Consider the following 20,913-nt stretch of genomic DNA (forward strand, 5'->3'; position numbering starts at 1 on the left):
CTAAATTTTTTCCAGTAAAAATCGGAATTTACATATTTCAATTATTATTCATCTAAACCCTTACATATCAAGGGGCTACGCCCTATTTATTTTTTTAGCTGCGAAACTTCTGAAACGAGAGAATAAAAACTTACTTAAAATGCGTTTTAATCGCATCATAAATAACTAATAAACCAATCATGAAACATGATGTTCTCATGACAAACTCACTAATAAGTAGTCCTCCCATAATTTTATTTTCATTATACAAACGGCCTGTAATAATAATGGGACTTAATATTATTAAAACACCTATGGCACAGCAAATACTAAAGGTGCGAATTTTTTGTGAATCTAGTTTCATTTTAGCCCTCCATCATTAATTAGTTTGCATCAGAAATAATAATAACCTTCTTTGTAACAATATGCGTAGTAGCTTGTTGCATAAGAAACTCCAAAATTTACTTCTGCAGATTGTCCAACCTTAATGTTAACACCACCATTTACAGTAGTACTTCCCAAATTATAAAAATCTCCGTTTACAATCCAAAATATTCTATTAGCAGTTTCTAAGTGAGTGTATACAGTTCCTGAAAATTGTTTGACCATATTATTGGATGATCTATTCATCCCTACATTTAATATACTGACTATTGCCCTAAAACTACCTGACCACTCTTCTGTTTGGCAATAAAATTTTAAAGAAGGTTGATACTCAGTCGTAACAGAAAAATAAGATGTGAGTGTTCGATATGTAGCTGCATAAGGTGATATTGACATTGTTGAATAATCTGTCTTAAAATTAGCTACTACTTGAGCAGCTGCCTGCTCTTTTGAAATATTTTTACTCAAGGCAATTTCAGCAATAATTTCGTCAAAGGTTAAAACTTCGCTCATTTCCATTTTTGAAACTTCTGTAGTCCCACTAATGACATTTGCCTTATGTCCTTTATAACTTGGAATTTTCTCCTGAGCAAAAGCTGGAAAACTTGATGTCAAAACAATACCTACAGTTAAACTCAATGCTAGTAAAGTTTTTTTTCATTTTCATAAAATCTCCCCCTTTGTTATAATAATTCTGTTGTTGAATTTTCGTTTTATATTTACATTCCCATCACCTTCTTTTATATATTAAAAAAATACCGTTCGTTCATAATCATTTTTGGAATCAAAGCAATTAAAATACTTTCTAAAGTTGTAATGGCGATACAATTTAGTAATAGTTCACATAATTGGTTGTCCATTCATATATTGACATTTTTTTCATAAATAGTCACTATTAAAATTATATTTTAGTGACTATTTTTTCACAACATATATTCTAATTCCAAAATATTACACAATTGCTTCTATTATTTCTACTCCTTTATATTCGCATAATTTCCTCAATATTTTCCCTATATCTTCTTTGTAAGCATCAAACATTTCCCACATAGAAATGTTGTTTTATTCATGAGAAAATACTCCTGAGAAAAGGAGGAATCGTATCATGAATAAAACAGAAATACGAGATGAATGGGAAAAGCGGATTGTTGACTACAAAATCAGTGACCTGAGTAAATCCATTTACTTTGAACATCCTCCAAATGTCGATACCAGGGACAAGAACATTTAGATTTTTTACTTTCATGGTCAGATACATTACCTGACAACTGTAGAGTTCTTAGTCAAGAATAATGATACATTAATCCCCATCTACATAATAGGTGGGGATTATTTTACGCTTACTTTATTTTTTATTTAGCAAGCCCAAACTAATATTGATTTTTATAAGTTAATGCGGTAAAATGTTTTTCATACATGGAAATATGTTTACCATATAAGGACAATGGAGGTGGAATTGTGGCAGATGACAGCAAACTTTACATCATAAGAGAAGAGATTCTTTCCGATTTTTTAAAGAAAACATTAAAAGCCAAGGAATTATTGGAATCAGGCAAAGCAAAGACCATCAATGAAGCTGTAAAAAAGGTAGGTATATCCCGCAGCGTTTTTTACAAGTATAGAGATTATATTTTTCCTTTTACTAAGTTTAGCAAAGGGAAAATCATAACGCTTTCCATGGTTTTAGAACATACGATGGGAGTGCTATCATCGATACTCGATGTGGTGGCATCCTCAGGAGGCAACATTGTTACCATAAATCAAAGTATGCCATCAATGGGAGTTGCAAGTGTTACTATTTCTATTGATACGCAGTATATGGAAATAAGTTTGGAAAATTTTCTTGGCCAATTAGCCAGTCAAAACGGCGTAAGAAAAGTGGAAATTTTAGGGGAGTAAAAGGGGGATATAAATGAAAATAGGTTTGTTGGGCCTTGGAACGGTTGGAACAGGCGTGCTGCATTTAATCAATCAAAACGGCAAAAACATTGAGAAAAAGATAGGGGAGAAAATCGAGATAAAAAAGATACTTGTCAAAGACCCTGATAAAAAAAGGGCACCTCTTGCAGATGGAAAGATTATTTTCAATCCCGATGATATTCTCGAAGACGAAGAAATAGATGTTGTAGTAGAAGTTATGGGTAAAGAACACCCGGCCCTTGAATATATGATAAAAGCTATCAAAAAAGGCAAGAACGTAGTTACTGCCAACAAAGAAATTATAGCAGCATATGGGAAGGAACTTATAAAGCTTGCAATGGAAAACAACGTAAGCATTCTTTATGAAGCATCGGTTGGTGGTGGAATACCAATCATAAGGCCATTAAAGCAGTGCCTTGCAGCAAATAAGATACATGAAATCAAAGGCATATTAAACGGAACTACAAATTATATTCTTACAGAAATGAAGGAGAAAGGCCTCGATTTTGAAGAAGCTTTAAAGGATGCGCGACAAAAAGGATATGCGGAATCTGACCCTACAGATGATGTTGACGGATTCGATGCTGCGAGAAAACTTGCGATACTTTGTACATTGGCTTTTAATAAATACATTCTTCCTGAAAAAATATATACAAAGGGCATAAGGTCTGTTTCTAAATCCGATATAAAATATGCAGAAGAGTTGGGATATAATATAAGGCTTATAGCCTGCGCAAAGGTCGATGAAGAAGACCGTTTGGAAGCATGGGTGCATCCTGTTATGATAAGGAAAGGCAACCCTTTAAATGGAGTAAATGGAGTATTTAATGCCATATTAGTTGACGGAAATGCTGTAGGAGAGGTCATGTTTTATGGTCAAGGTGCAGGTATGATGCCTACTGCCAGCGCAGTTGTTGCGGACATAATGGATGTAAAAAATAATATTGTAATTAAAAACGGTTATGAAGATGCTAATATCGTTTCCTTTGAGGATACTGTATCCAAATATTATATAAGACTTATTGCCCTTGATAAACCCGGTGTCATGAGCAAAATTACAGGCATACTGGGGAATAAGGATATAAGCCTTTTGTCAGTGGTACAAAAAGGAGTTATGGAGGATACGGCGGAAATTGTCTTGATTACCCATATTGCAAGTACAGGAAAAATATTTGAAGCTTTAAAAGAGATGCAAAGTCTTAAGGAAATAAAGAGCATAAAAAGTGTTATAAGGGTAGAGGGGGAGTAAAATGATGAAATATCAAGGAATAATAAAGGCCTATAGAGAGTTTTTGCCTGAAATAAAGGAGGAAAATATAGTAAGTCTTAAAGAAGGCAATACCCCTCTTATAGAAGCTGCAAATCTTGAGAAAATTTTTCCAGGAATTAAAATATATTTAAAATACGAAGGATTAAACCCAACGGGTTCGTTTAAAGACAGAGGCATGACCATGGCGGTTTCTATGGCAAAGGAGCGAGGCTATAGTGCTGTTGTATGTGCGTCAACAGGAAATACATCTGCCTCTGCTGCTGCCTATGCGGCAAAGGCAGGACTTAAAGGTGTTGTACTTATACCCGGGGGCAAAATCGCTTTAGGAAAGCTTGCACAGGCCATAGCCTATGGGGCAAAAGTTATTGCTATAAACGGAAACTTTGACGATGCATTAAGATTGGTTAGAGAAATTTCGGAAAAGTTTTCCATAATGCTGGTTAATTCTATAAATCCTTATAGACTGGAGGGTCAAAAAACTGCCTCCTTTGAAATATGCGATGAACTTGGGGATTCTCCCGATTACATGGCGCTTCCCGTTGGAAATGCAGGAAATATAACTGCATACTGGATGGGCTTTAAAGAATACTACAATGCCCATAGAATAAAAAAGCTGCCCAAAATGATAGGCTTTCAAGCATCAGGATCGGCTCCTATAGTTGAAAACAGAATAATTGAAAATCCCGAAACTATTGCAACTGCCATACGAATAGGAAATCCTGCCAGCTGGAAAAAGGCTGTTACTGCAAGGGATGAATCCGGAGGGCTCATTGATAAGGTTACTGACGAAGAGATACTTGAAGCATACAGCCTTTTGGCGAAAAATGAAGGGATTTTTGCGGAGCCTGCCTCAGCTGCTTCCATTGCAGGTGTTATCAAGAAATATAAAGAAGGATTTTTTAAAGAAGGGGAATCAGTTGTATGTGTTTTAACGGGAAACGGTTTAAAAGACCCTGATACCGCAATAAAACTTGGTGACAAGGTAGAGACGATAGACGCTAATTTAAAGCTTATGGAGGAAATTCTGTATGGTAAGTGATATGGTGAGGGTAAGGGTACCGGCATCATCGGCAAATCTGGGACCGGGATTTGACTGTATAGGGGTTGCATTAAATTTATATACAGAGATTTCTATGGGATTCGTGGAGGATGGGCTTTTGATAGAAGTTTTAGGTGAGGATTATAAGGATATAGAAAAAAATCAAGATAATCTCGTATACAGGGCAGCAAAAAAAGTGTTTGAAAAAACACAGACAGACTATACCGGACTAAATATAAAAATAAAAGTCGGCATCCCCCTGGGAAGCGGACTGGGAAGCAGTGCATCGGCTATAATTGGCGGCATGGTGGCGGCAAATGAACTAATTGGGAAACCCCTGAGAGATGATGAGATTTTAAACCTTGCTGCTTCAATGGAGGGCCATGCGGATAATGTAGGGCCTGCGCTGCTTGGAGGACTTAATATAATGGCCTTTGACGGAGCAGTAACCTATTATATAAGGAAAGAATTGGATGAAGATTTGAAATTTGTTGCCTTTACTCCAAACAGAGTTTTAAAAACAGAAACAGCAAGAAATGTACTGCCTGCAAAGGTAGATTTTAAAGATGCCGTATTCAATACTGGAAGATCTTCTCTTCTTGCGGCTGCCCTTTTTTCAGAAGAATATGGTTTACTAAAAATTGCTTCACAGGATGTGCTGCATCAAAAATACCGTTCCAAGCTCATACCTGAAATGTACAAATGTTTTGATAAAGCCCTGGAGTGTGGAGCGTATTTTGCTTTTTTAAGTGGTGCAGGTCCTACAATTATGGCTGTTTGTTCCGAAGAAAGTGCAGATAAAGTAGTAGAAGGAGTAGGAAGCGTTTATAAAAGCATGGAAATAGATTACAGAGTATATAAACTCAAATGCGACAACAAGGGTGCACATATTATAAAAAACGGGTCAACAACTAATTGCCTGTTGTAAATAAAAAGCACAAAATATGAACCTATATTTTTTAATAGGAGTGATAGGATAATGGATAAAATTTTGATGACACCGGGACCAACAATGGTACCTGAAGAGGTAAAAAGGATCAGTGGATTACAACCATTTCACCACAGGACTCCGGAGTTTTATGAGTTGTTTTCAAATCTTAATAAAAACCTTAAAAAAATATTCAAAACAAAAAACGAAGTTTTAACCCTTACATCCTCAGGGACAGGCGGCATGGAAGCAGTTGTGGCAAATCTTTTTTCTTCAAAGGATAAGGTGCTGGTTGCAAGTATAGGCAATTTCGGTGAAAGGTTTTATAATATAGCAATATCCTATGGGCTTGACGCTGAACTTTGTGATTTTGGCTGGGGACAGGCTGTAGACCTTAATATACTTGAAAACAAGCTAAAAAATGACAATTACAAGGCCCTTTTTGTTACACACAATGAAACATCTACGGGTGTTACAAATAACATAAGAGAAATCGCCCAGACAGCCAACAAATACAATACTCCCGTCATCGTCGATGCTGTAAGTTCTTTAGGTGGCATTCCCCTTGAAATGGATGAATGGGGGCTTGATGCTGTTGTAACATGTTCTCAAAAGTGCCTCATGTCGCCTCCGGGGTTAAGCTTTGTGGCTTTAAGTGACAGGGCATGGAACATGGCAGAGAAATCAAATCTTCCAAAATTTTATTTTGATTTAAAGAAAGCAAGGCAAGGCGTTTTAAAAGCTAAACCCGATACTCCTAATACTCCTGCGGTGTCCACTATTATGGCAGTAAAAAAAGCTACGGATATGCTGCTTGAAAAAGGTATGGATAATGTATACAAAAATCAAGCTTTATATGGCAAAAGGGTAAGAGAATATATAAAAAGTTTGGGTTTGGAATTATTTCCAGAGGAAAGCATCGCTTCTGATTTGATAACGGCAGTAAAAGTTCCCGAAAATTACAATGCCTCAAAGATTATAAGCTATATGAGTGAAAAGCATAATGTACTTATAACAGGGGGACAAGGTCCTCTGAAAGGCAAGATTATAAGAATAGGCCATATGGGATATGTTGCGGAAGAAATGCTTGAAAAAACCTTTGAAGCGTTAAGGGATGCCCTATCTTCAATGTAAATGCTTTTTAGCATAATAAAATATTAAAAATCAAAGGAGGCAATTAATTTTGAAAGTAATTGTCACGGAAAGAATATCGGAAAACGGCATGGAATATCTCAAAAAGCATGTAGATGTAGATGTAAAGCTGGATATTCCAAGGGAAGAACTTTTAAAGATTATAAAGGATTATGATGCTATTATCGTTAGAAGCACAACTAAAGTTGACAGAGAACTTATACAAAAGGGTGAAAGGCTTAAAGTTATAGGAAGGGCAGGAAATGGTGTTGACAATATTGATCTTGAGGCTGCTACAGAAAAAGGAGTTATTGTTGTAAATACTCCTGATGGAAACATCGTTGCCGCTGCAGAGCTTACCGTTGGGCTCATGCTTTCCATTGCAAGAAATATTCCTCAGGCTCACAATGGATGTCAAAGTGGGGATTTTAGAAGAGATAAATTCAAGGGTATTGAGTTAAACGGTAAAACCGTTGGAATAATAGGATTAGGAAGGATTGGATCCCTTGTCGCTGCGAGATTGGCTTCCTTCAAAATGAGGGTAATCGCCTATGACCCGTATATACCCGACAGCAGGTTTGAAAAATACGGCGCAGAAAAAGTTACCCTTTCTGAACTTCTTGAACAGTCCGACTTTATAACGATACATACTCCTAAAACGGAGGAGACAAAGGGAATGATAGGTGAAGAGGAATTTAAAAAGGTAAAAAGAGGTGTGCGCCTTGTTAACTGTGCAAGGGGAGGCCTTATTGACGAGAAAGCCCTTTACAATGCCATTAGAGAAGGCATTGTTGCAGCAGCGGCGATAGATGTGTTTGAGGTTGAACCATTATACAATACTGAACATCAGGAATTTCACAACCCTCTGCTTGAGCTTCCAAAGGTCATTGTGACACCCCACCTTGGCGCCTCAACTGTTGAAGCTCAGAACAACATAGGCATATCCATTGCAAAGGAAGTTATTGGAGCATTAAAGGGAAAATTATACGGCAATATAGTGAATTTGCCAGAGGTAAAATCCGAAGAATTTTTGGAATTAAAATCCTACATGAAGCTCAGTGAAGCTATGGGAGCTCTTTATTATCAGATAAACGAAACGCCTGTTAAACTTGTGGAAGTCATATATAAGGGTGATATATCGAAGTACAATACGGAAATTGTAACGCTTCATGCCCTTAAAGGTCTTTTAAAGCCGGCTTTAAAGGAAGGCGTAAGCGTAGTAAATGCCAGACTAAGGGCCAGGGAAATGGGCATAGAAACTGTTGAGGGAAGGGTTGAAGAAATAGACCATTATTCAAGCCTTATTATACTTAAGATTACGGGTACCAATGGCAAAACGGTGGAATTTGCTGGAACAACATATGGAAATGAGATAAGGATTGTGGAGTATATGGGCCATAAAGTTAATTTTGAGCCGACGGAATATATGATGTTTGTGAAAAACAAAGACGTGCCTGGAGTTATAGGTCATATCGGAAATGTTTTAGGTGATTTTGGCATAAACATTTCTGCAATGCAGGTAAGCCCAAATAAAAGTGACGGAACGGCTCTTATGGTTGTAAACACGGATAAGGAAATTCCAGTTGAGGCTGTAGAATCCTTAAACAAATTGAACAGTATTATAAAGGCAAAGGCCGTAAAGGGATTGATATAGATTGTTTTAGAAAGTTATGAAAGGAGCAAGCATCTGCTCCTTTCATATGTTATATGGTATTCTTTTCCTTTCTTTAAAATAATAAAGTGTATTTATTCCGTATGGCTTTATATAATTATAAGCCCTGTCAAAATCCCTTGCGACATCCTCAGGTGTGTGAGCGTCGGAATTTACTAATACAGGTATATTGTATTCCTTGATCATTTTCATTATTTTTTCTGAAGGGTAAATTTCGCCTACGGGTTTTCTAAACCCTGCCGTAGAGACTTCGATGGCAATACCTGTTTTTGCAATTTCCTCAAGGTTTCTTTTTATTTTATCAAAGGTATGGGGTTTTGCCCTGAATCCAAAAATTTTTACAAGGTCAATGTGCCCTATAAAATCAAACATGCCCGTTTTGGCCATTTTTTCAACCATATTAAAGTACTCAAGGTAAACCGAATCAACATCCCATGAATTCCATTTCTCCATACATTCATTAAGGTCTATACCCCAATCTTCAATCCAGTGAACAGATCCTATGATGTAGTCCCATGGATACGGCTCAAGAAATTCCTTAATTTCCTTTTCTTTTCCCGGTATATAGTCTGCTTCAATACCAAGCTTCACAGGCAGCCCCATTGCCTTTGCTTCTTCTATAAGCGCTACATATTCGGAAATTTTCTGTCCCTTGCGCCTTTTAATCCACTCACCTCTAAATCCATCACTTGAAAAAGCATTATAACCTTCATCAAATCTATAACCATGCTCGGAAATACCGATTTCGGTTAGCCCCCTGCCAAGTCCCGTATCTACAAACTTTTTAAGCCATTCTATAGTATAAGGACCTTTTTCTATGTGAACATGATAATCTGCTGCCATATTGTTTCCTCCTTTAAATAAGCCAAAAGCTCAGCTTTTGAGCTTTTAAAATTTGATATTGTAAAAATTATAATATTAAAAAAAAACTAATGCAACTTGACGATAACAATGTATCCGTCACCTATTGACAAGCCTTGAGGCAAAGTTTATAATACTGAAAAAACAAATAAAACACATGCTTACTCATATAATCCCGATAATATGGTTCGGGAGTCTCTACCGGAAGCCGTAAACTTCCGCCTATGAGTGGGGTTCGATTTGCATTTTTGCATATTGTTCTTCGCTTATAAGGAGGGGGCAATATGCTTTTTTGTTTTCCCCGTATGAGTGGCAGAGCTTAAGGAGGAAATCAAATGGGAATTATCTTAAAACAAGCCTACACATTCGATGATGTTTTACTCGTTCCACAAAAATCAGAGGTTCTTCCAAAGGACGTTCAGCTTACGACATATCTTACGAAGAAAATCAAATTAAACATTCCTTTTCTAAGTGCCGGAATGGATACTGTGACCGAGTCCAAAATGGCAATTGCAATGGCCAGGGAGGGCGGAATAGGTATAATTCACAAGAATATGTCTATAGAGGAGCAGGCCACAGAGGTTGATAAGGTTAAGCGCTCTGAAAACGGTGTTATAAGAGATCCCTTCTTTTTAACCCCAGAGAACACCCTTATGGACGCAGACAGGCTCATGGAAAAATATAGAATATCCGGAGTTCCCATCGTAGAGGGAACGAAACTTGTTGGAATAATTACCAACAGGGACATAAGGTTTGAAAGGGATTTTTCAAGGAAAATAGGGGAAGTTATGACAAAGGATAATCTTATTACAGCTCCGGTTGGAACAACCCTCCAGGAGGCTGAGGAGATACTTAGAAAACACAAGATCGAAAAGCTTCCTTTAGTTGATGAAAACTATAACCTTAAAGGACTTATAACCATAAAGGATATTGAGAAGGCTGAAAGGTTCCCAAATTCAGCAAAGGACAGCAGGGGGAGGCTTTTAGCAGGTGCCGCAGTTGGGGTTACAAAGGATATGATGGATAGAGTAACTGCCCTTTATAATGCGGGGGTAGATGTTGTTGTCGTAGACACTGCCCACGGGCACTCAAAGGGAGTACTGGATGCTATATACACAATTAAAAATGCCTACCCTGAGCTTCAGGTTATAGGTGGAAACGTTGCAACGGCTGAAGCTACAAGGGATTTAATACTTGCAGGAGCAGACTGCGTTAAGGTTGGAATAGGGCCGGGCTCAATATGCACCACAAGGGTTGTTGCAGGTGTTGGTGTTCCCCAGCTAACTGCCGTCATGGACTGTGCAGAAGAAGGAGATAAGCATGGGATACCAGTTATAGCAGATGGAGGAATAAAGTATTCGGGAGATGTTGTAAAGGCACTTGCAGCAGGGGCGTCAACCGTTATGATAGGTTCCCTCTTTGCAGGATGTGCTGAAAGCCCTGGAGAGGAAGAGATATACCAGGGAAGAAGGTTTAAGGTTTATAGAGGCATGGGCTCCATAGGGGCAATGCAGAGGGGAAGCAAGGACAGGTACTTCCAGGAAGATAATAAAAAGCTTGTACCTGAAGGAGTCGAAGGAAGGGTGCCTTATAAGGGGCCTGTATCGGATACGATCTATCAGCTTGTTGGAGGATTGAGAGCGGGAATGGGCTACTGCGGGGCTAAAACCATAGAGATGCTGAGGAAAAACGCAGTGTTTGTTGTGCAGACTTCGTCAGGACTCAGGGAGAGCCACCCACACGATATACAGATGACAAAGGAAGCACCAAACTACACAACTCTTTAAGGAGGATAATATGGAAAAGGAATTGGTTTTAATCGTAGACTTTGGAGGACAGTATAACCAGCTAATTGCAAGGAGGGTGCGCGAAAGTAAAGTATACTGTGAGATTGTTCCATATACTACTCCAGTTGATAAAATACTTGAGAGAAAGCCAGCGGGGATAATTTTCACGGGTGGGCCAAACAGTGTATACGAAGAGGGGGCTCCAAAGATCTCAAAGAAAATATTTGAAGCAGGGATTCCCGTACTTGGAATATGCTATGGGGCACAGCTAATTGCATACACACTTGGAGGAGTAGTTTCAGGCTCTGAGGTCAGGGAATACGGAAATACTAAAATAAAGGTGGATGGAACTTCACCGATTTTTAAAGGCATACCGGAAGAGAACATTTGCTGGATGAGTCATACTGACCACATATCAAAACTTCCCGAGGGTTTTAAAACCACAGCCTCGAGCAAAAACTGCGAAAACGCAGCAATTGCAAACGATAAGCTTAAGATATATGGGGTTCAGTTCCATCCTGAAGTTAACCATTCAGAGTATGGTTTTGAGATGATTAAAAACTTCCTCTTCAACGTTTGTGGAATTAGTGGAAGCTGGAACATGTCTTCCTTTGTGGAGGATAAGGTTAAAGAGATTAAAGAAATCGTCGGAGAAAAAAGGGTAATTTGCGGTTTATCGGGCGGGGTTGATTCTTCAGTGGCAGCGGTGCTTGTACACAAAGCCGTGGGAAAGCAGCTTACATGTATATTTGTTGATCATGGGCTTTTAAGACAGGGAGAGGCTGAGGAGGTTTATAAAACCTTCAGGGAAAAGTTCGATATGAATCTTGTTATGGTTGATGCCAGGGAAAGGTTTTTAAGCAAACTCAAGGGAGTTACAGACCCTGAAAGAAAGAGGAAGATAATAGGAGAGGAGTTTATCAGGGTATTTGAAGAGGAAGCAGGCGAGCTCTCCGATGCAGAATTCCTTGTACAGGGTACAATATACCCTGACGTGGTGGAAAGCGGCACATCAACATCTGCAACGATTAAGAGCCACCACAACGTTGGAGGGCTTCCTGAAGACCTTAAGTTCAGGCTTATAGAACCCCTAAGGGAGCTATTTAAGGATGAGGTAAGGGAAGTTGGAAGGAAGTTAAATATACCTCCTGAAATAGTAAACAGACAGCCATTTCCAGGTCCAGGACTTGGAATAAGGGTTCTTGGTGAGGTTACGGATGAAAAGCTTGAGATATTGAGGCAGGCTGACTATATATTAAGGGATGAGGTCAAAAAGGCAGGGCTTGAAAATGATATTTGGCAGTACTTTGTAGTACTTCCTGATATAAAAAGCGTAGGAGTTATGGGAGATGAGAGAACCTATGCATACACAGCAGTAATAAGGGCTGTTGAGAGCGTCGATGGAATGACCTCCGAGTGGTATAGAATGCCCTATGAACTTCTTGCAAATATATCACGAAGGATAGTAAACGAGGTTAAGGGAATAAACAGAGTGGTATACGACGTAACAAGCAAGCCTCCGGCTACCATCGAGTGGGAATAGTTAATAAAAAGAGCATCCACAGATGTGATTTACACAAATCTATGGATGCTCCCGATTAGCTTACAATGGTAAAGGTGCTATGGGTTAAACTGTAGCACCTTTTAGTGTTTCTACAATATCTAATATCTTATGAGGATATCACCTATGCTGGTATTAATGCAATGTATATTTCATTTATAATAAGTTATTCTTCTTTAAACTTTATCTAAGGCAGGTTCTACATTTTAAATTATTCCTTCAAATGTTAAATAAAAGAAGGAATTTATCATTTGTCGTCGAAATTCAATAACAGTTAAATTTTTTTAATTTAGAAGTAAATCCAGGGAGAGACTGATTCTAAATGGCCAATATACTTGTTGTTGAAGATGATAAAGTACAAAGATGTAACCTTGTTAAGATGCTCTTGGAGCTTGGCGAGAATTTTAATATTTTAGAGGCAGCATGTGCAAATGATGCAATGAAGATTTCCAGGAATAACAAAATAGATCTTTTTTATATAGATGTAAACCTTCCTGATTTCTCAGGTGTTGACCTGGCATATGAAATTAGGAAATTACCACAATATGGTTTAAGCTGGATTGTGTTTATAACTACCTTTGCTGATTATATGATAGACGCATTCAAAAAAATCCACTGCTATGATTATATAATAAAGCTCTATGATAAAAAGCTTGTAAAGGAAATGACTATAAAACTTACGAGGAATACGGTAAACAGGGAATCTATTCCCAAAAAGGAAAGGGATTATATCACCCTTGATATTAAAGGAATATTCATAAAGGTTTATTTGGATGAAATCATTTTTGTAGAAGTCTTTATAAGGGAATGTACTTTTCATACGATAAATGGAAAATATAAGGTGAACAATTTATCCCTTAAAAAAATAATGGTAGAATTCAACTATCTTTAGAAAATGGATACACAGTTTTCAGGATATTATTTTAAAAGGGTTTTTGGAGGCTTGGGTTCTCCTTAGTGTTCATGTTAATTTTCCTCCAATAGAATAAAAAAGTACAACTAAAAAGACTGTTTTAAAAAATTCATTTAAAAGAACCTCCAGAGCATATTTATTTTTTCAATATCCTCATTGCTTACTACCTTATAGTTATCAATGCAGCAAGTTAATAGATTAGCTAATCGATTTATCAATGTAATCATTCCTTTTTATAATTAATGTAACAGGTTTGTAATAAAAAATAAATATTTGATGCATGAAAAGGCTTTTTTTGCGCATGAAAACACTATTTTATTTTCTTATACGGATTTCATTCAAGAAAAAAGGGGTTTCATGCAAAATGGCTTGTACTAAAAAATTCATTAGGTATAATGTGAATATAAAGAATATTCGCGAACATCTTAAATCCAATTTAATGCAATGATTAGCTGCATACGAAAAAATAAAAAGTTTGAGAAGGTTTATTATGAAAAAAAAGATTTAGAAATGTTTTAATTTCAGCATTGGTATTAGGTATGTTGATACCTGGTATGTCAGTTTTCGCACGTCAAATTGGAACTTTAAGTGTTTTTGAATTACCCAGATGGCAAACAGTGGTATCAACAAATTATTTGACAAAATCAATAACGAATGCTCCTTGGGTTGTAAATCTTACTAAACTAGATAATTGCAGCTCTGTAGATACATATTTAGCTAATTCAAATGGTGAAAGAAGAAGTGATTATACAGTAGTTGGTTTAGGAAGACATGAAATTAGATCTTGGGGACAAGCAAATTATATTTATAAAGCAGTTTTTATGAACCATGATTCTCAATGGACATCAGGTTATATAACGGGATCGTGGTCACCTGATAATAGATAATTAATCGTTAGTGTTATAAAAAATGGATAGAAAGTTCGAGGTATAATTTATGAATATAGTTAAAGTTGATTTGAAGAGAGCAATACTAAGCAGGAACATGATAGCATCTATAATATTAGGGCTGGTATCTATATTAGCCGGTATGCTGATGGAACCTTTAAAAAGTGCATTACGTTTATATCTATCAAATGCACCAGATTTGACGTATGCAGCTAAATTACATTTAATAGGAAACTCTTTAAATAAAGCCACATTATGGAACTTTGGCAACTATTTCTATACAGTTTTAATGCCATTAATATGTTGCATTCCATATACCGTTTCATATTTAAGTGACAAGAAAAGTGGCTTTAACAAAACTTTAATTATAAGAAGCAACTATAAAAATTATATATACTCTAGAATTATCACGACATTTATATCTGGATTTCTATCCATATTTATTATCTCCATGATATATATAGCCATAATAAATTTGGTGGATTCCGGGGAAGAATTTAGAAGTATTTTTTATAATAATACATTTCTTTCTAGTCTTAATAAAAATAATTTTAATTTATTTGCCTTTGTATATAGTATAATAACCAGTTTTATGGGAGGTACATATGCAATTATGGGACTTGCCATATCGTCGCTAGTGGACAACACATTGGTTGCTTTGGTATCTCCTTTTACAATATATTATCTTGGAGCATATATAGGAAATAGAATAAAAATAATTAACCCATTAATAGTTAATCATTTTTACACTTACGAAGGGATAAACCTTTATCACATATTTATTCAATTAGCTATCTTATTCGTATTAAGTATTACAGTATTTTTGTATAAAACATATTGGGGTAATAGCTATGAATAGAGTAATAAAATATTCAATATTATATGATTACAAGAAACTAAACTTGAGGATTATTACAATATTTGGCTTGATATTATTGTCATTTATAATATATGCAGGGAGAGAATATGTTTACTTAAATAGGCATGTTTCTGATACAGCAAATATGTGGGATTTCTATTCATTTGTATTTATAGATAGCAATATACTGGTGAGCGTCCTAATTTTCTCAAGCTTATACTTTATTTTTAACAGCTTTCAAAACAATAAAAAAGATATGTTTATAAAGATAAGGGTAAACAATTTCTTAACCTGGTTTACCTCTAAAATAATAAGCAATTTTATTTTTAATTTTATTAGTATCACTTTAGCAACAATATTTGCACTAGCTATCGGCATCATAATATCAGGTTACGGATTAAATTGGAGTTCAGTGGCCCATAGGTTGAGAGTTTATTCAAAATTTTATAATCCAATAGAGTTTGCTGGTATAAATGTAAGCGTAAAATAATCCCCATCTACATAATAGGTGGGGATTATTTTACGCTTACTGTATATCTATTTACAGTTAAGATGATAAGATTATCTGTTGGGAGAGATGGTATATGATAATTGTGGAAAGTTTAACAAAAAAGTTTGGGAGTAACACTATATTAGAAAATATAAATTTAAAATTAGAAAAGGGTAAAATTTATGGTTTTGTTGGACAAAATGGTAGCGGAAAAAGCGTTCTGTTTAAGATGATAGCAGGGTTTATGTCACCTACGCAGGGTAAAATAAAAGTTAATAATATGCAAATAGGGAAGGACAGAGATTTTCCTGAAAGTTGTGGAATAATAATTGAATCTCCAGGATTTATTAATAATCTTTCAGGGTTTAAAAATCTAAAAGTTTTAGCAGATATTAATGGAATTATAACGGATAATAAAATCAAAGAATATATGAAGTTTTTTGGCCTTAACCCAGATGATAAAAAGAAAGTCAAAGACTATTCATTGGGAATGAAGCAGAAGCTTGGATTAATACAAGCTTTAATGGAAGACCAAGAAATTTTGATACTGGATGAGCCTATGAATTCTTTAGATGAAGAGACTGTCGTAAAGGTACGAAAATTGTTGAAGGAAATAAAACATAAAAAAATAATATTACTGTCAAGTCATAACAAGGAAGACATCGAAGAACTTTGTGATGTCATATATCAAGTTAAAGATAGAACAATAAAAATGATAGAGAGTATTGCATAAAGTACATATAGTTGGCAGCCAGTTCACATTCTATTTGAGTATTCAAATGTGAACTGGCTGCTAATTATTTATATCTAGCCTTAATAATTTTTTAATTTTTATTATATTTGCATTTAATAATTGGGGAATATAATTAAATTATGAAAGGTTTGGAGGAGATGGAATATGAAGAGGTTGTTTGCTCTTGGGCTTGCTGTTTTGATTGTGCTTACGGGCTGCGTCAAGGCATTAAAAATCCAAAACAGCAGTAACTCATCAAAAAACATAAATACATCAAATATCAATACTGAGGTTCCTTCGAAGTCAGATTCAGGTAAAGAGTCAAATACCAATTTACAAAAGCAGGAAGCTGAGGCAACGGGGGATGAGGCGGACAAAATCCAAAGCGATGTTGTTAGAACCTCGGAGGAACTTGATAAGCTTTTGGACTCGCTTGAGGATTTAGATGAGTCAAAATTAAATTTTTAAGGAGGTAGTATTATGAAAAAACTACTTGCAGCATTAATGGCACTTCTTGTTATTATTCCTGCAGGCTTTGCCTATGCGGAAACAACCCCTCAGGAAACCAGGGCACAGCTTTCCGAGTACAGGCAAAAGCTAAAGGAAAAGCTCTCGGTTATTAAGGAACAAAAAGAGCAGAACAAGACATTAAGGGAGCAGGCAAAGGAGAAGACAGCACAAATGAAGGAAAAGGTGAAGGCACTCAGAAAGGACAAAAAGGCAATTCCAATGGAAACACTGGACAAGATGGAGGCTCAGCTTCAGGTTATCAAGGATGACATGATAAAGGTTAAGGGATGGGGTTCGTACTTCATTGAGTATGAGAGAATAAGGACAAACAAGATTAATAAAAACTATGATGGGGCACTTGCGGGGCTGGATAAAATAATCCAGATGCAAAAGGATAGAAATGCCGCTCTAACCAAGTTAAACTCAGACTTGGACACACTCATGGGTATGATTCCGTAATAACACTAAGGGGGGAATACATGTATTCTCCCCTTATGTGATTATTTGCTTTTTATTCAGACAATTTTTATGGTAAATTATATATAAAATAACGCAGGATGTGATGGAATGAAGGAAAAGATACTGATTGTAGATGATGACAGGGATATTGTTAATTTGATAAGGGGCATACTGGAGGAGGAAGGTTTTGAAACCTACGGAGCCTATGCAGGGGATGAGGCCCTTAAAAGCATAGAATCCTTCAGTTATGATTTGATACTTCTGGATATTATGCTTCCGGGGGCGGATGGGTATGAAGTTTGCAGAAGGGGTTGGGATAAAACGGATGCTCACATACTGTATAGAGGTATCGGATGGCTTTCTATATTTTTTGCCAACGATATTGCAATGTAATTTATGGGATAAATTTTAAATCATAAAATTCATTGTTGAACCTCTATTTTGTAATATTTAAACATTTTATTACCATTTTATTACTACAATGATAATTACATGGTATAATAAAACTGAGTGAGTGGAGTTTATGTTTAAAGCTATAAGAAATGCAGTTGGTTTTATTGTTGATGTTGTTGATGTAAGAGAAAGGAAATCTACAGATTTAAGAGAAAAAGATAAAGTAAAATCAATTCTCATTGTAATTTTAGGTGCTTCGGCAAGTATAGGTATACCTTTGTTAATTATTAAGTTAATCGTAAAAATAATGAACTGACTCCTTCTGAAAAACAGGATAAAGAACTATGAGTGGAGTGACAGCTATCCCACGTTTCTTAGGATTTAAATGCTGTAGAGACAGGTGTCAGCCTTATTGGGTTATATATTTATTCAAGTTTCTTGCAGTTACGTCTAAGATAGCAAAAATTTTAAGTTAGGTGAGAAAGGATTTTAGGTATGTCAGAATTGACTGAATTAAGCATTTTAGATATTCAACCTTCACAATTATTTATATCAAATGAAAAACTTATGGCGATTTATAAATGGTTAAATGCAAAGAATGATTATAATTATGACCCAATACCAGTAAAATACCTGAACGGGAAAATAATATTTACCGATGGGCATACGAGAGCTTTGGCTCTATATAAACTGGGATTTGAGAAAATTCGTGTATTTTGGGATACAGATGAGCTGAATTGGGAGGCATATCAGATTTGTGTGGATTGGTGTGTGAACGAGGGTATTACAAATATCTCTCATTTAGATAATAGGATTCTTGATGGCGAACAATATGAAATATTGTGGTATGACAGATGCAGGAAAATGCAAGCTGAATTGGAAGAAAGAAGATTACAGTAGTCATATTGAGTTTTATTAGTCAAGGCATGTAGTATAACTACATGAATTTTAACGCTAAATATGGCATAATATAGATAAACTGATAAAAGGAAGTGAAAGAATGGAAGAGCCGCTAAGAAAACTATCAGGCAACTATACATACGCAGATTACTTAATGTGGCCGGAAGGGGAAAGATGGGAGTTACTTGATGGAGTGGCATATATGAGTGCTGCTCCTTCTCGAAGGCATCAGGAAATACAGGTGGAGCTGTTAAGACAGATATCCAACTATTTAATTGATAAAACTTGTAAAGTCTATGGATCACCATTTGATGTGCGGTTAGCCAAGATAGAAGATGAAGATAATGATATAAGAAATGTTGTTCAGCCAGATATATCAATAATATGTGATAAATCGAAGTTAGACGATAGGGGCTGCAAAGGAAGTCCGGATCTTGTGATGGAAATAGTTTCTCCATCTACAGCTTCAATTGACTATATAAAAAAATTAGCTTTATATGAAAAAAATGAAATCAAAGAATATTGGATTGTACATCCTACTGATGAGATTGTTATGGTGTACAAATTGAATGAGAATAAAAGATATGGAAGGCCTGAGATATATTCGAAAGAGGATAAGGTAAAAATAGGAATATTTGAAGACTTGTTATTGGATTTAAATAAAGTGTTTGAACAATAATTGATACATGCTGAAAATCAATAAAATGAGTATATAGCGGTGCAAATTTCAGATGCCCAATGCTGTTGGGGGATTCCGTACTTGCATATGAATTGGGTAAAGTCAGGATGTTCCAGGAAGGCTCATTTTACATCTATCCACAGGGTATTCCTGTCTTCCTTCGGACAACAGGTCAAACTATGTGAGATTTAAATCAAATATATATCTGGAAAATGGGAGTAAAGTTATAAAAACAACCTTCTATGGGAACAATATCCTCCAGGTAGAATCCATAGGAGGTTGGCTTTATGCGAAAATCCATTTTATTTTTAATGACAATTCTTTTGCTCACCTCCTTCTCATGCAATAAGCTGCAGAGCTCTGATATAAACGCATCGAAGGGGGAACAGAAAACCCCCAATAAATCCACAGAGTATATATATGCAGGCCGCATTGGCAGTGAGAAGGAGATAGTTGCCTTTGACCCTGAGGGAAGGGGAATAGATAAAATATATGGAGAAGAATTTGATGTTTCAGTGAGAAATGGAAGCAGAATACTTCTTTATGATGATAAAACTAATAATGTAAATAAAAAGGATTCATCAAAGGACAAATTCACCATAATTGATTTTGACGGTAATATTATAAAAAGCTATGAAGGTAATTACAAACTATATGAAGGCGAGTCTCCTGCCATAAGCAGTGACGGCTCCGTTTTTGCATTTTTACTCAGAACTGAAAAGGATAAAAAAATCTATAAAAAACTTTATTACATGAAATCCTCAGATGAGGATCCTAAAGAAATAAGCAAAATAAAGGGAGATGTTATGGATATCTCCTTTTTTGACAGCGATACCATTATATATTCTAAAAGGGAAATAGGGAAAGAAAATCATCAAATATATAAATACAGTCTTTCAAGTGGAATTGAAGAAAGGGTTATACAGTCAGAATATGATGACAGAAACCCGGTTGTTTCCGGAGATGGAAGAAAACTGGCCTTTTTAAGACGTGAAGGAAATAAATATATATTGTGTATAAGTGATTTATTAAATGGAGGGAAAGAAAGGGTAATTGACAGGGAAAATGGTGTTAAAAAGGGAACTATTAAATGGTCTCCGGATGATGAATATATATCATATACAATAGAGAAGGGCGGTGTAAAAAATATAAGACTGTTCGACATGAATAAAAATAAATCATTAGATTTTCAAAATGGATACATATCTGATTTTTCCACCGATGGAAGATATATTGTTTATGCTGATTATGTTGAGAGCAGGGTAGATGGGGGTATAGAAGGCAGGCAGGTTATATTTAGAAAAGCAGTAGACGGTGATAAACCACCTCAAAAAATATGGGAAATTAAAGAGAATGGGCCCTACTGCGCCAGCATTGTGATGTTATTTTGGATAACTGAGAAAAATATTTAATAAGAAAATTATCCCATAATATTGACTTTAAATAACATAAATGCTAGAATGTTTACAAAATTTAAGTGCATGTTGATGTAGGATAGCAACCACGTGGCTATGGGTTTAGGATATGCTGGCTTTAGTTGTCAACCCCTCGATTAAAT

24 protein-coding genes, 1 pseudogene and 1 riboswitch are annotated in these 20,913 nt (G+C 35.9%); of the genes and pseudogenes, 21 read left to right on the forward strand and 4 right to left on the reverse strand.

The genetic code is table 11. The features are described from left to right. Positions 1-130 precede the first annotated feature (130 nt). The 3 genes and pseudogenes from EDD71_RS07730 to EDD71_RS16115 form a co-directional block, all read right to left on the reverse strand. The gene (locus EDD71_RS07730) at positions 131-343 is read right to left on the reverse strand and encodes a hypothetical protein (RefSeq protein ID WP_133628175.1); all 213 of its coding nucleotides are present in this window, start codon (positions 341-343) and stop codon (positions 131-133) included. Between the two features lie 29 nt (positions 344-372). After that, entirely contained in the window at positions 373-1,002 is a 630-nt protein-coding gene (locus EDD71_RS07735) for a hypothetical protein (protein WP_207669308.1), read from the reverse strand. A gap of 321 nt (positions 1,003-1,323) precedes the next feature. Beyond that, positions 1,324-1,389, reverse strand: a pseudogene (locus tag EDD71_RS16115) (IS200/IS605 family transposase); the annotation flags it as partial. 79 nt (positions 1,390-1,468) lie between these two features. Between EDD71_RS16115 and EDD71_RS15930 the strand changes: the two are divergent. From EDD71_RS15930 to serA, 7 genes are all read left to right on the forward strand, one after another. Further along, positions 1,469-1,594, forward strand: a complete 126-nt coding sequence (locus EDD71_RS15930; RefSeq protein ID WP_279233013.1) for a hypothetical protein — start codon at positions 1,469-1,471, stop codon at positions 1,592-1,594. Between the two features lie 185 nt (positions 1,595-1,779). Continuing rightward, complete coding sequence (locus EDD71_RS07745) at positions 1,780-2,262, forward strand: ACT domain-containing protein (protein ID WP_207669309.1); 483 nt, start codon at positions 1,780-1,782, stop codon at positions 2,260-2,262. A gap of 13 nt (positions 2,263-2,275) precedes the next feature. Continuing rightward, entirely contained in the window at positions 2,276-3,532 is a 1,257-nt protein-coding gene (locus EDD71_RS07750) for a homoserine dehydrogenase (protein WP_133628176.1), read from the forward strand. 1 nt (position 3,533) lies between these two features. Next, entirely contained in the window at positions 3,534-4,592 is a 1,059-nt protein-coding gene (thrC, locus tag EDD71_RS07755; RefSeq protein ID WP_341472333.1) for a threonine synthase, read from the forward strand. After that, on the forward strand, positions 4,582-5,520 hold the full coding sequence (thrB, locus tag EDD71_RS07760) for a homoserine kinase (protein ID WP_133628177.1): 939 nt from the start codon (positions 4,582-4,584) through the stop codon (positions 5,518-5,520). Before thrC ends, thrB begins: the two co-directional genes overlap by 11 nt. Positions 5,521-5,571: 51 nt before the next feature. After that, entirely contained in the window at positions 5,572-6,654 is a 1,083-nt protein-coding gene (locus EDD71_RS07765; protein WP_207669310.1) for a pyridoxal-phosphate-dependent aminotransferase family protein, read from the forward strand. Positions 6,655-6,703: 49 nt separating this feature from the next. Further along, a complete protein-coding gene (gene serA, locus EDD71_RS07770; RefSeq protein WP_133628179.1) occupies positions 6,704-8,305 on the forward strand; it encodes a phosphoglycerate dehydrogenase in 1,602 nt (533 codons plus the stop codon). 42 nt (positions 8,306-8,347) lie between these two features. Here serA and EDD71_RS07775 read toward each other — a convergent pair whose 3' ends face one another. Next, positions 8,348-9,166, reverse strand: coding sequence for a histidinol-phosphatase (locus EDD71_RS07775; protein ID WP_133628180.1), 819 nt, complete (start codon positions 9,164-9,166; stop codon positions 8,348-8,350). Positions 9,167-9,329: 163 nt separating this feature from the next. After that, a riboswitch (purine riboswitch) is annotated at positions 9,330-9,429 on the forward strand. A 90-nt stretch (positions 9,430-9,519) separates the two neighbouring features. Here EDD71_RS07775 and guaB point away from each other — a divergent pair. The 14 genes from guaB (at position 9,520) to EDD71_RS07845 (ending at position 20,767) form a co-directional block, all read left to right on the forward strand. Next, complete coding sequence (gene guaB / locus EDD71_RS07780) at positions 9,520-10,971, forward strand: IMP dehydrogenase (RefSeq protein ID WP_133628181.1); 1,452 nt, start codon at positions 9,520-9,522, stop codon at positions 10,969-10,971. A 10-nt stretch (positions 10,972-10,981) separates the two neighbouring features. Next, entirely contained in the window at positions 10,982-12,514 is a 1,533-nt protein-coding gene (gene guaA / locus EDD71_RS07785) for a glutamine-hydrolyzing GMP synthase (protein WP_133628182.1), read from the forward strand. A gap of 340 nt (positions 12,515-12,854) precedes the next feature. Beyond that, positions 12,855-13,424 (forward strand): LytR/AlgR family response regulator transcription factor, encoded by a 570-nt coding sequence (locus EDD71_RS07790; RefSeq protein ID WP_133628183.1) that lies wholly within the window; start codon positions 12,855-12,857, stop codon positions 13,422-13,424. A 560-nt stretch (positions 13,425-13,984) separates the two neighbouring features. Next, positions 13,985-14,332: a hypothetical protein gene (locus EDD71_RS07795; RefSeq protein WP_207669311.1), complete on the forward strand. Its 348-nt coding sequence runs from the start codon at positions 13,985-13,987 to the stop codon at positions 14,330-14,332. 49 nt (positions 14,333-14,381) lie between these two features. Continuing rightward, positions 14,382-15,191, forward strand: coding sequence for a membrane-spanning permease (locus tag EDD71_RS07800; protein ID WP_133628185.1), 810 nt, complete (start codon positions 14,382-14,384; stop codon positions 15,189-15,191). Continuing rightward, positions 15,184-15,681 (forward strand): hypothetical protein, encoded by a 498-nt coding sequence (locus EDD71_RS07805; RefSeq protein ID WP_133628186.1) that lies wholly within the window; start codon positions 15,184-15,186, stop codon positions 15,679-15,681. The genes EDD71_RS07800 and EDD71_RS07805 overlap by 8 nt, the downstream gene beginning before the upstream one ends. 94 nt (positions 15,682-15,775) lie before the next feature. After that, positions 15,776-16,414, forward strand: a complete 639-nt coding sequence (locus EDD71_RS07810) for an ABC transporter ATP-binding protein (RefSeq protein WP_133628187.1) — start codon at positions 15,776-15,778, stop codon at positions 16,412-16,414. Positions 16,415-16,579: 165 nt separating this feature from the next. After that, a complete protein-coding gene (locus tag EDD71_RS07815; protein ID WP_133628188.1) occupies positions 16,580-16,882 on the forward strand; it encodes a hypothetical protein in 303 nt (100 codons plus the stop codon). A gap of 12 nt (positions 16,883-16,894) precedes the next feature. Next, complete coding sequence (locus tag EDD71_RS07820) at positions 16,895-17,383, forward strand: hypothetical protein (protein WP_133628189.1); 489 nt, start codon at positions 16,895-16,897, stop codon at positions 17,381-17,383. 108 nt (positions 17,384-17,491) lie between these two features. Beyond that, positions 17,492-17,776 carry a response regulator gene (locus EDD71_RS07825; protein ID WP_133628190.1) on the forward strand — a complete coding sequence of 95 codons (285 nt, stop codon included), beginning with the start codon at positions 17,492-17,494 and terminating at the stop codon, positions 17,774-17,776. Positions 17,777-17,906: 130 nt separating this feature from the next. Next, positions 17,907-18,092 carry a hypothetical protein gene (locus EDD71_RS07830; RefSeq protein ID WP_133628191.1) on the forward strand — a complete coding sequence of 62 codons (186 nt, stop codon included), beginning with the start codon at positions 17,907-17,909 and terminating at the stop codon, positions 18,090-18,092. 179 nt (positions 18,093-18,271) lie between these two features. Further along, positions 18,272-18,676, forward strand: coding sequence for a ParB N-terminal domain-containing protein (locus EDD71_RS07835; RefSeq protein WP_133628192.1), 405 nt, complete (start codon positions 18,272-18,274; stop codon positions 18,674-18,676). 100 nt (positions 18,677-18,776) lie between these two features. After that, positions 18,777-19,355, forward strand: coding sequence for a Uma2 family endonuclease (locus tag EDD71_RS07840; protein WP_133628193.1), 579 nt, complete (start codon positions 18,777-18,779; stop codon positions 19,353-19,355). A 287-nt stretch (positions 19,356-19,642) separates the two neighbouring features. Beyond that, positions 19,643-20,767, forward strand: a complete 1,125-nt coding sequence (locus EDD71_RS07845) for a TolB family protein (protein ID WP_133628194.1) — start codon at positions 19,643-19,645, stop codon at positions 20,765-20,767. Positions 20,768-20,913 lie beyond the last annotated feature (146 nt).

Origin of the sequence: Fonticella tunisiensis, from assembly GCF_004364155.1 — a bacterium.
GTDB lineage: Bacteria > Bacillota > Clostridia > Clostridiales > Caloramatoraceae > Fonticella > Fonticella tunisiensis.

Excerpts from the sequence above, each read along its gene's own strand:
- EDD71_RS07730 (WP_133628175.1), bottom strand. The coding sequence starts at position 343 with ATGAAACTAGATTCACAAAAAATTCGCACCTTTAGTATTTGCTGTGCC.
- EDD71_RS15930 (WP_279233013.1), top strand. The coding sequence starts at position 1,469 with ATGAATAAAACAGAAATACGAGATGAATGGGAAAAGCGGATTGTTGAC.
- EDD71_RS07745 (WP_207669309.1), top strand. The coding sequence starts at position 1,780 with ATGGAAATATGTTTACCATATAAGGACAATGGAGGTGGAATTGTGGCA.
- EDD71_RS07750 (WP_133628176.1), top strand. The coding sequence starts at position 2,276 with ATGAAAATAGGTTTGTTGGGCCTTGGAACGGTTGGAACAGGCGTGCTG.
- thrC (WP_341472333.1), top strand. The coding sequence starts at position 3,534 with ATGATGAAATATCAAGGAATAATAAAGGCCTATAGAGAGTTTTTGCCT.
- thrB (WP_133628177.1), top strand. The coding sequence starts at position 4,582 with ATGGTAAGTGATATGGTGAGGGTAAGGGTACCGGCATCATCGGCAAAT.
- EDD71_RS07765 (WP_207669310.1), top strand. The coding sequence starts at position 5,572 with ATGGATAAAATTTTGATGACACCGGGACCAACAATGGTACCTGAAGAG.
- EDD71_RS07775 (WP_133628180.1), bottom strand. The coding sequence starts at position 9,166 with ATGGCAGCAGATTATCATGTTCACATAGAAAAAGGTCCTTATACTATA.
- guaB (WP_133628181.1), top strand. The coding sequence starts at position 9,520 with ATGGGAATTATCTTAAAACAAGCCTACACATTCGATGATGTTTTACTC.
- guaA (WP_133628182.1), top strand. The coding sequence starts at position 10,982 with ATGGAAAAGGAATTGGTTTTAATCGTAGACTTTGGAGGACAGTATAAC.
- EDD71_RS07790 (WP_133628183.1), top strand. The coding sequence starts at position 12,855 with ATGGCCAATATACTTGTTGTTGAAGATGATAAAGTACAAAGATGTAAC.
- EDD71_RS07795 (WP_207669311.1), top strand. The coding sequence starts at position 13,985 with ATGTTGATACCTGGTATGTCAGTTTTCGCACGTCAAATTGGAACTTTA.
- EDD71_RS07800 (WP_133628185.1), top strand. The coding sequence starts at position 14,382 with ATGAATATAGTTAAAGTTGATTTGAAGAGAGCAATACTAAGCAGGAAC.
- EDD71_RS07805 (WP_133628186.1), top strand. The coding sequence starts at position 15,184 with ATGAATAGAGTAATAAAATATTCAATATTATATGATTACAAGAAACTA.
- EDD71_RS07810 (WP_133628187.1), top strand. The coding sequence starts at position 15,776 with ATGATAATTGTGGAAAGTTTAACAAAAAAGTTTGGGAGTAACACTATA.
- EDD71_RS07815 (WP_133628188.1), top strand. The coding sequence starts at position 16,580 with ATGAAGAGGTTGTTTGCTCTTGGGCTTGCTGTTTTGATTGTGCTTACG.
- EDD71_RS07820 (WP_133628189.1), top strand. The coding sequence starts at position 16,895 with ATGAAAAAACTACTTGCAGCATTAATGGCACTTCTTGTTATTATTCCT.
- EDD71_RS07825 (WP_133628190.1), top strand. The coding sequence starts at position 17,492 with ATGAAGGAAAAGATACTGATTGTAGATGATGACAGGGATATTGTTAAT.
- EDD71_RS07830 (WP_133628191.1), top strand. The coding sequence starts at position 17,907 with ATGTTTAAAGCTATAAGAAATGCAGTTGGTTTTATTGTTGATGTTGTT.
- EDD71_RS07835 (WP_133628192.1), top strand. The coding sequence starts at position 18,272 with ATGTCAGAATTGACTGAATTAAGCATTTTAGATATTCAACCTTCACAA.
- EDD71_RS07840 (WP_133628193.1), top strand. The coding sequence starts at position 18,777 with ATGGAAGAGCCGCTAAGAAAACTATCAGGCAACTATACATACGCAGAT.
- EDD71_RS07845 (WP_133628194.1), top strand. The coding sequence starts at position 19,643 with ATGCGAAAATCCATTTTATTTTTAATGACAATTCTTTTGCTCACCTCC.